A 13,552-nucleotide genomic window follows, 5' to 3' on the forward strand; every position below is an offset into this window, starting at 1 on the left:
GCGGGGAAGCGGTCTGGCATCAAGGGCTTGTGTGCACGGGCGAGGCTGGAGACGGTGTGCCGTCATTAATCCGGATTGCGTCGGCCCCATCCCAGCCGCCCGGCGTTGTGAAGGTCGCAAGAGCAATTTCAAGGACATCCGATGGCACACACCGAAGCAGCCGACCTGACGTGCGACGTCGCCGTGATTGGCGCTGGGACCGCGGGGTTGGCGGCGGAACGTGTCGCGCGTTCGGAGGGTGCGCGCACGCTGTTGATCGACGATTGTTTCGCCGGGACGACGTGCGCAACGGTCGGGTGCATGCCGTCCAAGCTGCTCGTTACCGCCGGCATGGCAGCAAAGTCGGTCCGGCACGCGTCGGTATTCGGGATCCATGCTATTCCGGAAATTGATGGGGCGCGCGTGATGGAGCGGGTGCGTCGCGAGCGGGATCACTTCGTCGCGGCGACCAGGAAGAGCTTCGATGATCTGCCCGAAGGCGTCGCCGTGCAGGGGCGGGCGCGGTTCACGGGCATGTCGACACTCGTGCTGGGGGACGGACGAACCGTTTCGGCGCGTGCTGTGGTGATCGCGACGGGATCCAAGCCGATCGTCCCGGAGCCGTTTCGCGCGCTGGGGGATCTGATCGATACGAACGAAACGATTTTCGATCGTGAAACGCTTCCCGAATCGCTCGGAGTTGTCGGCGGCGGCGCGCTCGGGCTGGAGCTTGCGCAGGCGTTCGCGAGCCTTGGCGTCGCAGTGGCGGTGTTCGAAAGCGGCGACCGGATCGGCGGAGTCAAGGACACGGTGGTGCATCATGAGCTGTTACGGATCCTGCGAACCAGCATGACGGTCCATCTTGGGGTCGAGGTGACGCCTTCTGCCGGGCAAAGCGGCGTCGTGCTCAGTTGGGACGGCGGTAATGCTCGGTTCGATCGCCTGCTGGTCTCGACCGGGCGCGCGCCGACGCTGGACGGGCTGGGGCTGGACCAGACGGGAATTGCGCTGGACGACCACGGCGTTCCGCACTTCGACAAGACCACACTGCAATGTGGCGAATCGCCGATCTTCGTCGCAGGCGACGCGGACGCGGACCGACCGGTGCTGCACGAGGCGTCGAACGAGGGAACCATCGCGGGCCGGAACGCGGTGCGCTTCCCGCACGTCAAGCCGGTCAAGCGCGACTTGCCGTTCACGATCACCTTCACCGATCCGCCCGTCGCCATGCTCGGCGCGCCTGCAGACGATGACAGCGTGATCGGATGTGCGCCGTATGACGATCAGGGTCGCGCGCGCGTGATGGCGCGCGCCGAGGGAATGGTGCGGATTTATGCCAGCAAACCCGACGGGCTGTTGACGGGGGCGGCGATGATCGGGCCGGGCATGGACCACATCGCGCACCTGCTCGCGCTCGCCATCCTACGCGGCGAGACCGCCACGAGCCTGCTGGAGCTCCCCTTCTATCATCCCACGCTCGAGGAAGGGCTCAAGCCGGGGCTTAGGGCGATCTGCCATGAAGTCCACGCGCCGCTGCCCGAGCGCGATCAGGGCGTGCCCCCTGGCGCCTGACAAAACCTGTTTCCCCCAAAGGAGTTCTACCGATGCTGACGCTTCACCATCTCGCCTTTTCGCGGTCGCAACGCATTCTCTGGCTGATCGAGGAGCTTGGTCTCCCGGTCGACCTCGTGCGCTACGCGCGGACCGCGGAATTCCGCGCGCCGCCTGAATTGAAGACGGTCCATCCGCTCGGCAAGTCGCCGGTCATCACCGACGACGGCCTGATGCTTGCGGAATCGGCAACCATCCTGCGGTATCTCGACGGTCGCTATGGCGAGAACCGCTTTTCGCCGGAAGCCGGAACGCCCGAGCATGCGATTCACGAAGAGTGGCTCGACTTCGTCGAAAGCACTGCCGCCGGTCCAGTCGTGACCGTGCTGCTGTCCGAGCGCGCCGGGGAGCAGGCCGCTGCCGATCGCGCCAAGCCGATGGTAAACACCGCGCTCGGCTACATTGCGGACGGTCTTGGCGACAAGCCGTTCCTGATGGGAGAGCGCCCGATGCTCGCGGATATCCAGATGAGCTACTTCCTCGCGATGGCGCGGATGGCCAAGTTGCTCGAGGCGCATCCGGCGCTGGTCGATTATCTCGCGCGGATCGAGGCGGAGCCCGGGTTCCAGCGGGCACAGGCGCGCGGTGGACCGATGATGCCGGAAAGCTTCTGACCGCTCTAAAAAAAGGCGGAAGAGCGATCGACCGGTCAGCTCAACCGGTCGATCGCCTCGCGGTCCAGCGAGCCCGGCACGATCATCAACGGGATCGGTAAGCCACCCGCATCCTGCCCGGCGAAATGCGCGACCAGCGGCCCCGGCGCGCCCGAAGCCGCGGTCGCGAGGACCAGCGCGGCAATGTCGGGATTGGCCGAAATCATCTCGCGGATGACCTTCGGGCCTTCGCCCTGCCGGACCGTGATCGAGGGGCGCAGCCCCGATTCCTGGATCAGCGTTCCTGCCGCGCCCGTCACCAGCGCCTCGGCATGGTCGCGCGCTTCGTCCTCGATCGTCGCCTGAACGCCCCCGAAGGGCGTAAATTCGGTGGGGGGCACCAACGCCAGGATCTCGACCCCGCCACCGGTCTTGACCGCGCGGCGCGCCGCGAATCGCAGCGCGATACTGCTCTCGGGCGTTTCGTCGATCACGACCAGATAGATGCGCATGTGGCTGACTCTCCCCTACGGATAAGTGGGGCTAACTGCCGCAGGACGCAAGCGCCGGTCTTGACCGGGCGGTGATGGGGCGCGAAGGACGGCGGCAATAGGATTCGGTCAAAACAAGGACGTGTCGATGCCGGTCGAGATCAAAATGCCTGCGCTTTCCCCGACGATGGAGGAAGGTACGCTGGCCAAGTGGCTGGTCAAGGAAGGCGATGTCGTCAAATCGGGTGACCTGATGGCGGAAATCGAGACCGACAAGGCGACGATGGAATTCGAAGCGGTCGACGAAGGCACGATCGGCAAGATCCTCGTTGCCGAAGGAACCGACAATGTGAAGGTCGGTACCGTCATCGCGACTCTTCTCGCGGACGGTGAGAGCGCCGGCGAGACGACGCCCGAGCCCGCCGCGAAGGAAGCCGAGCCAAACCCGTCGCCCGCCGACCCCAACAAGACCGGCAGCGAAGCCAAGCCCGCCGAGCGCACGCTCGAACAGGCCGAGGATCACGGCAACCCCGAGGGCGGTGCCGCCCCGACGGCTGCTCCCGCTGCGACGCCCGCTCCCGCTGCGACGCCCGCACCCGCCGCGCGCCAGGATGGCGACCGCGTCAAGGCAAGCCCGCTCGCGCGCCGCATCGCTGCCGAGAAGAGCATCGACCTCGCGTCGCTGCAGGGCTCCGGCCCGAACGGCCGGATCGTTCGTGCCGATCTGGAAGGTGCCAAGGCCGGTCATGCTCCTGCCGCGCAGGCGAGTACACCCGTTGCCGCGCCGGCACCGACCGCCGCCGCCGCTGCTCCAGTCGCAGCATCCAAGCCCGCCGCGATCCCGGACATCCCGCACACGGCGGAGAAGCTCACGAACGTGCGCAAGACGATCGCACGGCGCCTGACCGAATCGAAGCAGACCGTTCCGCATATCTACCTGACGGTCGACATCCGGCTCGACGCGCTGCTCAAGCTGCGCAGCGACATGAACAAGGGGCTCGAGAGCCGCGGCGTGAAGCTGTCGGTTAACGATCTGCTGATCAAGGCGCTCGCCGCCAGCCTGATGCAGGTGCCAAAGTGCAACGTGATGTTCACGCCCGACCAACTGATCAGCTTCGAGCGTGCGGACATCTCGGTCGCGGTGTCGACCCCGTCGGGTCTGATCACGCCGATCGTCTCGCATGCCGATACGAAGGGCGTCGCTGCGATCTCGACCCAGATGAAGGACCTGGCCGCGCGCGCCCGCGACAACAAGCTGAAGCCCGAGGAATATCAAGGCGGTACGGCGTCGCTCAGCAACATGGGCATGTACGGGATCAAGCAGTTCGAAGCGGTCATCAACCCGCCGCAGGGCATGATCATGGCGATCGGCGCGGGCGAGAAGCGTCCGTACATCGTCGACGATACGCTCGGCGTCGCCACGGTGATGTCGGCGACCGGCAGCTTCGATCACCGCGCGATCGACGGCGCGGACGGTGCACAACTGATGCAGGCGTTCAAGGCACTCGTCGAGTCGCCGCTGGGCATGCTGGCCTGACATGCCGATGTGGCGCACCCTGATCGAGGTGTCGTGGATCGTCGCTGGGCTGATCGGCGCGGCGGTATTCGCCTGGCTTGCCACCTGGTCGGTCCCGGCGGCGCGCAGCTCGATCTGGGGTGTCGCTTACGTTTCGATGCTCGTCCTGGTGCTGATGGGAATCGGCCCGATCCGCCAGGCGTGGGCGCGGGATCGGGCGGCGCGGGGCGCGAGCCGGCATGGCTGAAGCTCCGCCCAGCGCCGCCCCCGCGATCCGCGCGACTGCGATGGCATGCGACGCCAACCCCTACGGCAAGATTTTCGTCGGCTGGTTGATGGGGCAAATGGCGCTCGCCGCCGGATCGGTGGCATCGCGCCATTGCGGCGGGCGCGCGCCGGTTGTTGCGGCGGACGCCTTCAGCTTCACCGCGCCGGTTGCGGTCGGAGACGAGGTCAGTTTCCACGCCGAGATCGTCGCGACCGGCCGCACGTCGATGACGGTCGCGGTGGCGGTCTGGCGCCGCGACCGGCACGGCGAGCATACCGAACGCGCCGCGAACGGGCGGTTCACCCTGGTTTCGATGGGCGAGGACGATCGTCCCCAGCCCCTGCACGATATTCCGCTACATGAAGGATCCTCCCTTGGCTGATACGTTCGATCTCGTCATCCTCGGCTCCGGCCCCGGCGGCTATGTCGCCGCGATCCGCGCGGCGCAGCTCGGCCTCAAGACCGCGATCATCGAGCGCGAGCGTTTGGGCGGCATCTGCCTCAACTGGGGCTGCATCCCGACCAAGGCGCTGCTGCGCACGTCCGAAATCTACCATTACATGCAGAACGCCGAGAGCTACGGCCTCAGCGCGGACAACGTGAGCTTCGACCTGAACAAAGTGGTCGAGCGCAGCCGCAAGGTCGCGGGCCAGCTCAATGCAGGCGTCAAAGGCCTGATGAAGAAGAACAAGATCCAGGTGTTCGAGGGCGTCGGCGCGCTGACGGGCAAGGGCAAGCTGACCGTCCGCCAGGGCGACAAGACGACCGAACTCGAAGCCAAGCACATCATCGTCGCGACCGGCGCGCGGGCGCGCGACCTGCCGTTCGCCAAGGCGGACGGCGAGCGGATCTGGACCTACCGCCACGCGATGGTCCCGCCCGAAATGCCGACCAAGCTGCTGGTGATCGGATCCGGCGCGATCGGCGTCGAATTCGCGAGCTTCTACAACGACATGGGCGCAGACGTCACGATCGTGGAGATGCTTCCGCGGATCCTGCCGGTCGAAGACGAGGAAGTCTCGGCGTTCATGGACAAGGCACTGACGAAGCAGGGAATCAAACTGCTCGTCGGAACCGGGCTCGAGGGCATCGAGACGTCGGCGAAGGGCGTCACCGCCAAGATCAAGGGCAAGGACGGCACCGTCACTTCCGAAGAGTTTAGCCATGTCATCGTCGCGATCGGAATCGTCCCCAATACCGAGAACATCGGGATCGACACGCTCGGGATCGAGACCGAGCGCGGGCACATCAAGGTCGATGGCTATGCGCGTACCAACGTCGAGGGGATCTACGCCATCGGCGACGTGACCGGCGCACCGTGGCTCGCGCACAAGGCGAGCCATGAGGGCATCGTCTGCGTCGAGGCGATCGCGGGTCTGAAGCCGCATCCGTTCGAGAAATGGAATATTCCGGGCTGCACCTATTCGCGTCCACAGGTCGCGAGCGTCGGCTTCACCGAGGCGAAGGCCAAGGAAGCGGGCTATGAACTGAAAGTCGGCAAATTCCCGTTCATCGGCAACGGCAAGGCGATCGCGCTCGGCGAGGCGGAAGGCTTCGTCAAGACCGTGTTCGACGCCAAGACCGGCGAGTTGCTCGGCGCGCACATGGTGGGCGCGGAAGTGACCGAGCTGATCCAGGGCTATGTCGTCGCGCGTCAGCTCGAGACGACAGAAGCCGAGCTGATGGAAACGGTCTTCGCGCATCCGACGCTGAGCGAGATGATGCACGAAAGCGTCCTCGGTGCGTACGGCCGGGCGATCCACTTCTGACATGACCAGCGACCGGCTCCGCCCCGCAATCCTCGCCGGGGCGGCGCTGGTCCTGTGCGTCACCGCGCTCGCGTTGTTCTGGCCGGGTGTCGCCTTGTACGACACGGTCGCGCAATATGGGCAGGTGCTCGCCGATGAATATGAGGACTGGCACCCGCCGGTCATGGCGCGGGTCTGGGCGATGCTCCGTTCCGGGGTCGGCGGTGGCGCTGCGCCGATGCTGGTCCTGCAAATGGTGCTCTACTGGGCCGGGCTTGGGCTGATCGCCGCGGCACTCGCGCGGATCGACAAGCCGCGCGCGGCAATCGCCACGCTCGTCATCGGGCTGACACCACTGTTCCTCGGCTGGCAGGGCACCGTGCTCAAGGATGCGCAGATGCTCGGCGCGATGCTCGCGGCGGTCGGGCTTGTCGGGTGGTGGCGGTTGCGCGGGGTCGCGGTCCCGATCCTGGGGTGGCTGCTGATCGCGGTGTTGCTCGGCTATGCGACGCTGGTCCGCGCCAATGCGGTATTCGCGACGGTTGCGTTGGTCGTCATGCTGGTCGGTCCAAGGGCATGGTGGGCGCGCGGCGTCGTTGCGTTGCTTGGGGTCGGCGCAGTGCTGGCGGTTTCGCCGGTCATTAACCACTGGGTCCTCCAGGCCGGCAGCAGCGGGGTGGAGCGTACCGAAGCGATCTATGACCTGGCGGGGATCGCGGTGCGCGCGCCGGGTGCCCCTACCGGCCTGTCGGCGGACGCGGTGCGGGCAATCGTCGCGCGGCACTGCGTCAAACCCTATTTCTGGGATCCGCTCGGCGAACCCGAGCGATGCAACGCGCAGGTCGAGCCGTTGCGCGCCTATCCGGCGGGGACCCTGTATCGCATGCTCGCGGTCGCGGTCGTCCACGCGCCGATCGCTTATGCCGGACACCGACTGGCGCACTGGAATTCGACCGAACGCTGGCTGGTCGGGGCAGGCGGGCCGGGTGCGTTGCCGCCTGTGGTCAGCCAGCCGAACGACCTCGGCCTGACCAGCCCCGGGGCTGCGGCGGGGTGGTGGCAGGCGCTTGAACGCCTTACGGTCGATACGCCGCTCGGCTGGCCGATTGCCTTTCTGTGCGTCGCGCTCGTCGGGCTCGGTGTCGGACTGCGGCGCGGCGGAAGCGCGGTGCGCGATCTGGCGATGGCGCTGCTGGTCTCGGCAATTCTGCTCGAGGCGAGTTTCCTCCTGCTGAGCATCGCGTCGGACTTGCGCTATCACCTGTGGTCGATGGTGGCGACGACGGTGGCGATCGTGTTGCTGGTCGCGGATCGGGCACCGTCGCGGCGCGAAGTGATCGCCGGTGTTACCGCTCTAGCGCTCGTGGTCGCAAGTGGGACGATCGCGCGGCTGGCCTTGCCGCGCGCGCCCGCGACCTATGCCGCGCAACTGTTGTAAGGTTCGAATTTTCGTTTCGTGCGTTGAAGATAGGGAACACCGGCAGCGAAGCCGGGATCGGCCGTTCGGAAGGCGGCACCAGCAGAAGGACTGAAGGCATGACCGACAATATGCGAGACGCGTTCACCGACAAGGTCGTCGACCCCGCGCGCAAGGCTGGCGAAGCGTTGCGCGATGCGGGCAGCAAGATGTCCGAAACCGGATCGACCGTGAGCCTCAAGATGCTCGATCAGGCTGAAACCAACACGCGCGAGGCGTTCAACGCGATGCGCGCGGCCGCCGCCGCCAAGGACCTGTCCGAGGTGATGAAGATCCAGGGCGATTTTATTCGCGAGCAGAGCAGCCGCAACATGAACCAGGCGCGCGAGATCGGCGAACTGATCATGAAGTTCGGTCGCGATACCGTCGGCGTCATGCGCGGCGACAAGGGCTGAAGTTGCCATCTCCCTCCCCGGAGACGGGGAGGGACGTGCTCTGTTATCCCGCCGAACCCGGACCGTCCCGTCCGATGTCCGCGCTCAGGATCGCAAGATCGTGCGGGTTGCCCTCGCGATCGCGGACGTGATCGCGCAGCAGTGCCTCCGCCCGGAAACCGAGGCTTTCGAACAGCATGACGGACCCGATCTGGTCTGGCGTCATGTTCGCCACCAATTTGCTGAGTCCGCGCTCGCGGGCGATGACATAAATCCCTTCGAGCAGGTCACGCCCCACGCCCGCGCCGCGCCGCGCCGGCGTAACCAGCAGGCGAACCTCGCCGACATGCGCGCTCCAACCGAGTGGATCGCAGACCAAGGCTGCGGTGCCGACCAGCGTGTCGTTTTCTTCGGCCACCAGACCGTCGATATGGCCCGCCGCCATCGCATCGACCCATGCCGCGATTACGCGAGGATGCCTGAGGTCTCTCCCCAGGAATAGCAGGTCGTGCTCCGGCAATTCTTCTGCGAAGGCAATCATCGCAGTCTGGTCGGCGTCGGTGAAACGGCGGATCCGGTGGCTCATGGCGAACGTGTTCCCGGCCGATACACCGGGATGGCCACTACCCCCCGGTCCCCGCGGCCCCGCCGGCATCCTTACAGCGTGGCCGCGCAAAGTCACCTGATCGTTGGCGAAGCACCGCTCGTCGAAAGTCCGGTAACAGGACGCGGGCCGTCCGCGGCCACGTCGAGCAACGAGTCTCCACCCAGCACGCGATACAGCGTCACCAGGTTTGCCGCGCCCGTCAGCCGTGTCGACACCAGCGTGCGTTGTGCCGAATAGAGCGAGCGCTGGGCATCGAGGCTTTGCAGGAACGTGTCGATCCCGCCGCGATAGCGCGCGTCGGACAGACGATAATTGTCCGTTGCCGCCGCCGACAGCGCGACCTGCGCCGCAAGCTGCCGGTCGATCGTTCCACGGCGCGCAAGTCCATCGGCGACTTCGCTGAACGCAGTCTGGATCGTCTTCTCGTAGGTGGCGAGGGCTGCATCGCGTTGCGCGCGGGTTTGTGCGACCCCGGCACGGGCGGCACCGGCGGAGAAAATCGAGTAGCTCGCATTGGGCGAGACCGAATAGTTGAACGCGCCACCCGAAAACAGGCCGGTCAGCGACGTGCTCGCGAGACCCGCGAGCGCGGTCAGCGAAATACGCGGGAACAGCGCGGCACGGGCGGCGCCGATCTCGGCGTTGGTCGCGCGCAATTCATGTTCCGCCTGGACGACGTCGGGACGGCGGAACAGCACGGCCGAGTTGAGCCCGGCCGGCAGTTCCGCAACCGTCGGCGCGGCTTCTTCGATCGACCTGGGCAGCAGGGCAGGGTCGACCGGAGCCCCGACCAGCAATTGCAGCGCATTGGCATCCTGCGCGACGAGCGTGGTCTGTGCGGCCAGATCGGATTGCGCGGTTTGCAGCACGATCTGCGCCTGCGCCAGATCGGTGCGCGGGGCGATCCCACCGTCGAGGCGCGACCTGGTGAGATTGACGCTGGTCTGCGCGATCGCGGCAGTCTCGCGCGCAATGCGCAGGAGGCTCACGTCGGACGCATAGGTCAGCCAGGCCGTTGCGATATCGCCGACCAGCGTCAGGCGGGTTGCGCGGGCGGTCGCCTCGGTGCCGAAATAGCGCGCCTGCGCCGCGGTGGTGAGCGAACGAATCCGTCCGAACAGATCGATCTCGAACGACGTGATTCCGACGTTTGCCGAAAAACTGCTGCGCGCGCCGGAGCTTGTCGTCGTCGCCACGGCGCCGCCGGTGTTGGTCCCGGTGCCGGTACCCACCCCGGTTCCAGTGTCCGTTCCGCCCGTCCCGGTTCCGGTGCCGGATCCGACGCCGCTGTTGGTGTTCGTAACGACGCCGCCGGTCCCATTGTCCCGGCGCTGGAAGTTGGCGCTCGCCGCGATTTCGGGGAGCAGTTCGGCGCGCTGGATGCGATATTGCGCACGCGCTGACTCGATATTCGCCGCGGCAATCCGCAGGTCGCGGTTGTTGACCAGCGCCTGCGCGATGATCGCCTGCAACCGCGGATCGCGGAAGATGTCGCGATAGGTGACGCTCGGCAGCGTCGCCTCGCTCTGGCGGAGATACGCGTCGCCGGTCGGCCAGCCCTGCGGAACGGGCAGTTCGGGGCGGACGTATTTGGGTGCCATCGAACAGGCCGACAGTGCGGCGAGCGAAACGCCGACGAGGATCTTGCGCATCATGCCGTTGCCTCCGGGCTGTCTGAAGCATTGGGTGCGGGCGGCCCGTACGGTTCCTCGTCCTTGCGATTGCCGGCGCGATCCTCGGCCTTGTTTCCGCGGATCTTTTTCATCAGATCCCGTGTCCCGCGCCGCACCAGCACGAAGAACAACGGGATGTAGAAGATCGCGAGGATCGTCGCAGTGATCATCCCGCCGATCACCGCGGTGCCGATCGCGATGCGGCTGTTCGCGCCGGCACCGGTCGAAATCGCGAGCGGAAGAACGCCGAAGATGAACGCGAAGCTCGTCATCAGGATCGGACGCAGTCGGATCCGCGCGGCCTCCAGCGCCGCCTCCATTACGCCCTTGCCTTCGCTCTCCGCCTGTTCGGCGAACTCGATCATCAGGATCGCGTTCTTCGCCGCGAGCCCCATCGTCGTGAGCAGCCCGATCTGCAGATACACGTCGTTCTGCAACCCGCGCAGCGTCACCGCGAACACCGCACCGATCAGCCCGAGCGGGATGATCAGCAGCACCGCGACCGGGATCGTCCAGCTTTCATACAAGGCCGCAAGACATAGGAACACGACGAGCAGCGAGATCGCATAGAGATACGGCGCCTGACCCGAGGACAGTCGCTCCTGATACGACAGGCCCGCCCAGGCGACGCTGGTGCCGGGATATTTCGCGGCAAGCTCGGTCATCTTGTCCATCGCCTGGCCCGAACTCTGCCCGGGGGCCGCCTGACCCGAAATTTCGTAGGACGAAATTCCGGAGAAGCGCGCAAGCGACGGCGGGGCCTTGCTCCACGAGATCGTCGAGAAGGCGGAGAAGGGGGCCATCGTGCCCGTGGACCCGCGGACGAACCATTTCGACAGGTCGTCGGGCGACGAGCGATACGGCGCATCGCCCTGGACATAGACGCGCTTGACGCGCCCGCGGTCGTTGAAGTCGTTGACGTACGAGCCGCCCCAGGCGGTCGACAGCGTCGAATTGACGTTCGCCTGGGTAAGCCCGAGCGTGCTCAGCTTCTGCGAGTCGAGCTGAACCTGCAGCGTAGGCTGGTCCTCGAGATCGGTCGGACGGATCGCGGCGAGGGTCGAGTCCGCGCGTGCCGCCGCCAGCAATCCGTCGCGTGCCGCCTTGAACTGCTCGCGGCTCAGTCCGCCGCTGTTCTGCAGTTCCATCGTAAAGCCGTTCGACTGGCCGAGTCCGCGCACCGCGGAGGGAACGGTCGCGTAGAACTCGACGTCGCGCAGGCCACCGAGCGCCTTCGTCGCGCGCTGGGTGATCGCGTCCGCGCCGTTCTCGACGCCCGACCGATCGGCCCAGTCCTTCAACGCGACGAACCCGCGCCCCGCGTTCGATCCGCCGCTACCGCCACCGCCGCCGGCGACTGTCAGATATCCGTCGACGTTCTTAGCCTCGGGGCCGGCGAAATACTTCTCGATCTCCAACTGCGCGACCCGCGTCTGGTTGAGCGTAGCGCCAGGCGCGAGGTTATACTGGATCTGCGCGATCCCCTGATCCTCGGTCGGCAGGAAGCCGGTCGGCAACCGGACGAACAGCAGCGCCAGAACCGCCATCGTACCGGCGTAAATGAGCAGGAACAGCCACTTGCGGTCGATCACCTTTTCGACGGCATGCCCGTACCGGTCGATCGTGCGGTCGAACCCGTTGTTGAACCAGTCCTTCGCACCCTGCGTCTTGCGCGCGAACCAGCCGTCCTGCTTCTCGTCGCTTTTCCGCTTGAGGAGGGAGGCGGTCAGCGCCGGGGTCAGAACGAGGGCAACGACGACCGACAGCACCATCGCGGAGACGATCGTGATCGAGAACTGGCGATAGATGACGCCGGTCGAACCACCGAAGAACGCCATCGGCAGGAACACCGCGGACAGCACCAGCGCGATCGCGACCAGCGCGACGGTGATTTCCTCCATCGACTTGATCGTCGCGTCGCGCGGCGACATTTCCGGATTTTCGTCGAGCAGCCGCTCGACGTTCTCGACCACGACGATCGCGTCATCGACCAGCAGGCCGATCGCCAGCACCAGACCGAACAAGGTCAGCGTGTTGATCGAGAAGCCGGCGAGCGCGAACACGCCGAACGTGCCCAGCAGGACGACCGGAACCGCAATCGTCGGGATCAGCGTCGCACGCCAGTTCTGCAGGAAGACGAACATGACGATGACGACGAGGATGATCGCCTCGAACAGCGTCTTTTCGACTTCCTCGACCGACAGCTTGATGAAGGCGGTCGAATCCTGGGGGAAGCTGTACGCGTAGCCATTGGGAAACGCCTTGGCCGAACGTTCGATCTCGGCCTTGACGAGTTCCGCGGTGCCGAGCGCGTCGGCCCCCGGCGCAAGGCTGACGGCGATACCTGCGCCCGGGTGCCCGTTGACTCGGCTGGTGACCGCATAGCTTTCGGCACCAAGCTCGATCCGTCCGACGTCGGACAGATGGACCGTCGAGCCATCGGTCTGCGTCTTGAGGACGATGTTGCGGAACTGTTCGGGCGTCGACAGGCGCGACTGCGACGTGACGGTCGCGTCGAGCACCTGATCCGGCGTGTTGGGAACGCCGCCGATTTCACCCGCCGCGACTTCGGCGTTCTGCGCCTGAATTGCCGCCGTAACGTCGGACGGCATCAGACTGAAACTGGCGAGCCGGTTGGGGTCGAGCCAGATCCGCATCGCATATTGCGCGCCGAACACGTTGATATCGCCGACGCCCTTGATCCGGCCGATCGTGTCCTGGAGGTTCGAAACGAGGTAATCCGACACGTCCTGATTGGTCGTCTTGTCGGTCGTGTCGTAGATCGCCGCGATCAGCAGGAAGTCCGGGTTCGACTTGGTGACCGTAAGGCCCTGTTGCTGGACCTGTTGCGGCAGCCGCGACAGCGCCTGCTGCACTTTGTTCTGGACCTGGACCTGCGCGATATCCGGGTCGGTCCCCTTGTTGAAGGTGGCCGCGATCGTCACCTGGCCACGCGATGACGAACTGGTCGTGAAATACAGCAGCCCGTCGATCCCGGTCAGCTGCTGCTCGATCACCTGGGCAACCGAATTCTCTAGAGTCTGCGCATTTGCGCCGGGGTAGGTGGCGCGGATGTTGACCTGGGGTGGCGCGATGTCGGGAAACTGCTCGACCGGGAGCGAGTAGATTGCGCCGACGCCCCCTAGCATGATGATGATCGCGATGACCCAGGCGAAGATCGGCCGGTCGATGAAGATGCGCGAAATCACGGGCGG

At 65.9% G+C, this 13,552-nt stretch carries 12 protein-coding genes; 8 read left to right on the top strand and 4 right to left on the bottom strand.

Annotated elements, in window-relative coordinates; genetic code table 11:
- The first annotated feature begins 141 nt into the window (after positions 1-141).
- Together RI03_RS07260 and RI03_RS07265 are read left to right on the top strand one after the other, a co-directional pair.
- Entirely contained in the window at positions 142-1,551 is a 1,410-nt protein-coding gene (locus tag RI03_RS07260) for a dihydrolipoyl dehydrogenase (protein WP_010216231.1), read from the top strand.
- 32 nt (positions 1,552-1,583) lie between these two features.
- A complete protein-coding gene (locus RI03_RS07265) occupies positions 1,584-2,204 on the top strand; it encodes a glutathione S-transferase family protein (protein ID WP_010216232.1) in 621 nt (206 codons plus the stop codon).
- 35 nt (positions 2,205-2,239) lie between these two features.
- Here the strand turns inward: RI03_RS07265 and RI03_RS07270 are convergent, their stop codons facing one another.
- Complete coding sequence (locus RI03_RS07270) at positions 2,240-2,695, bottom strand: universal stress protein (RefSeq protein WP_010216233.1); 456 nt, start codon at positions 2,693-2,695, stop codon at positions 2,240-2,242.
- 127 nt (positions 2,696-2,822) lie between these two features.
- Here RI03_RS07270 and RI03_RS07275 point away from each other — a divergent pair, with 127 nt between their 5' ends.
- The 6 genes from RI03_RS07275 (at position 2,823) to RI03_RS07300 (ending at position 8,078) form a co-directional block, all read left to right on the top strand.
- Positions 2,823-4,211 (top strand): pyruvate dehydrogenase complex dihydrolipoamide acetyltransferase, encoded by a 1,389-nt coding sequence (locus tag RI03_RS07275; RefSeq protein ID WP_026046529.1) that lies wholly within the window; start codon positions 2,823-2,825, stop codon positions 4,209-4,211.
- Between the two features lies 1 nt (position 4,212).
- Positions 4,213-4,437, top strand: coding sequence for a hypothetical protein (locus RI03_RS07280; protein ID WP_010216235.1), 225 nt, complete (start codon positions 4,213-4,215; stop codon positions 4,435-4,437).
- Entirely contained in the window at positions 4,430-4,840 is a 411-nt protein-coding gene (locus RI03_RS07285; RefSeq protein WP_010216236.1) for an acyl-CoA thioesterase, read from the top strand. The genes RI03_RS07280 and RI03_RS07285 overlap by 8 nt, the downstream gene beginning before the upstream one ends.
- Complete coding sequence (gene lpdA / locus RI03_RS07290) at positions 4,833-6,227, top strand: dihydrolipoyl dehydrogenase (RefSeq protein ID WP_010216238.1); 1,395 nt, start codon at positions 4,833-4,835, stop codon at positions 6,225-6,227. Before RI03_RS07285 ends, lpdA begins: the two co-directional genes overlap by 8 nt.
- A 1-nt stretch (position 6,228) precedes the next feature.
- On the top strand, positions 6,229-7,644 hold the full coding sequence (locus RI03_RS07295) for a hypothetical protein (protein ID WP_010216240.1): 1,416 nt from the start codon (positions 6,229-6,231) through the stop codon (positions 7,642-7,644).
- Positions 7,645-7,742: 98 nt separating this feature from the next.
- The gene (locus tag RI03_RS07300; protein ID WP_037514957.1) at positions 7,743-8,078 is read left to right on the top strand and encodes a phasin family protein; all 336 of its coding nucleotides are present in this window, start codon (positions 7,743-7,745) and stop codon (positions 8,076-8,078) included.
- Between the two features lie 43 nt (positions 8,079-8,121).
- Here the strand turns inward: RI03_RS07300 and RI03_RS07305 are convergent, their stop codons facing one another.
- From RI03_RS07305 to RI03_RS07315, 3 genes are all read right to left on the bottom strand, one after another.
- A complete protein-coding gene (locus tag RI03_RS07305; RefSeq protein WP_010216243.1) occupies positions 8,122-8,643 on the bottom strand; it encodes a GNAT family N-acetyltransferase in 522 nt (173 codons plus the stop codon).
- Between the two features lie 92 nt (positions 8,644-8,735).
- On the bottom strand, positions 8,736-10,319 hold the full coding sequence (locus RI03_RS07310; protein ID WP_010216247.1) for an efflux transporter outer membrane subunit: 1,584 nt from the start codon (positions 10,317-10,319) through the stop codon (positions 8,736-8,738).
- Positions 10,316-13,546 carry an efflux RND transporter permease subunit gene (locus RI03_RS07315; protein ID WP_010216250.1) on the bottom strand — a complete coding sequence of 1,077 codons (3,231 nt, stop codon included), beginning with the start codon at positions 13,544-13,546 and terminating at the stop codon, positions 10,316-10,318. Before RI03_RS07315 ends, RI03_RS07310 begins: the two co-directional genes overlap by 4 nt.
- Positions 13,547-13,552 lie beyond the last annotated feature (6 nt).

The organism is Sphingomonas sp. PAMC 26621, from assembly GCF_000251145.1.
GTDB lineage: Bacteria > Pseudomonadota > Alphaproteobacteria > Sphingomonadales > Sphingomonadaceae > Sphingomonas.

Excerpts from the sequence above, each read along its gene's own strand:
- RI03_RS07260 (WP_010216231.1), top strand. The coding sequence starts at position 142 with ATGGCACACACCGAAGCAGCCGACCTGACGTGCGACGTCGCCGTGATT.
- RI03_RS07265 (WP_010216232.1), top strand. The coding sequence starts at position 1,584 with ATGCTGACGCTTCACCATCTCGCCTTTTCGCGGTCGCAACGCATTCTC.
- RI03_RS07270 (WP_010216233.1), bottom strand. The coding sequence starts at position 2,695 with ATGCGCATCTATCTGGTCGTGATCGACGAAACGCCCGAGAGCAGTATC.
- RI03_RS07275 (WP_026046529.1), top strand. The coding sequence starts at position 2,823 with ATGCCGGTCGAGATCAAAATGCCTGCGCTTTCCCCGACGATGGAGGAA.
- RI03_RS07280 (WP_010216235.1), top strand. The coding sequence starts at position 4,213 with ATGCCGATGTGGCGCACCCTGATCGAGGTGTCGTGGATCGTCGCTGGG.
- RI03_RS07285 (WP_010216236.1), top strand. The coding sequence starts at position 4,430 with ATGGCTGAAGCTCCGCCCAGCGCCGCCCCCGCGATCCGCGCGACTGCG.
- RI03_RS07295 (WP_010216240.1), top strand. The coding sequence starts at position 6,229 with ATGACCAGCGACCGGCTCCGCCCCGCAATCCTCGCCGGGGCGGCGCTG.
- RI03_RS07300 (WP_037514957.1), top strand. The coding sequence starts at position 7,743 with ATGACCGACAATATGCGAGACGCGTTCACCGACAAGGTCGTCGACCCC.
- RI03_RS07305 (WP_010216243.1), bottom strand. The coding sequence starts at position 8,643 with ATGAGCCACCGGATCCGCCGTTTCACCGACGCCGACCAGACTGCGATG.
- RI03_RS07310 (WP_010216247.1), bottom strand. The coding sequence starts at position 10,319 with ATGATGCGCAAGATCCTCGTCGGCGTTTCGCTCGCCGCACTGTCGGCC.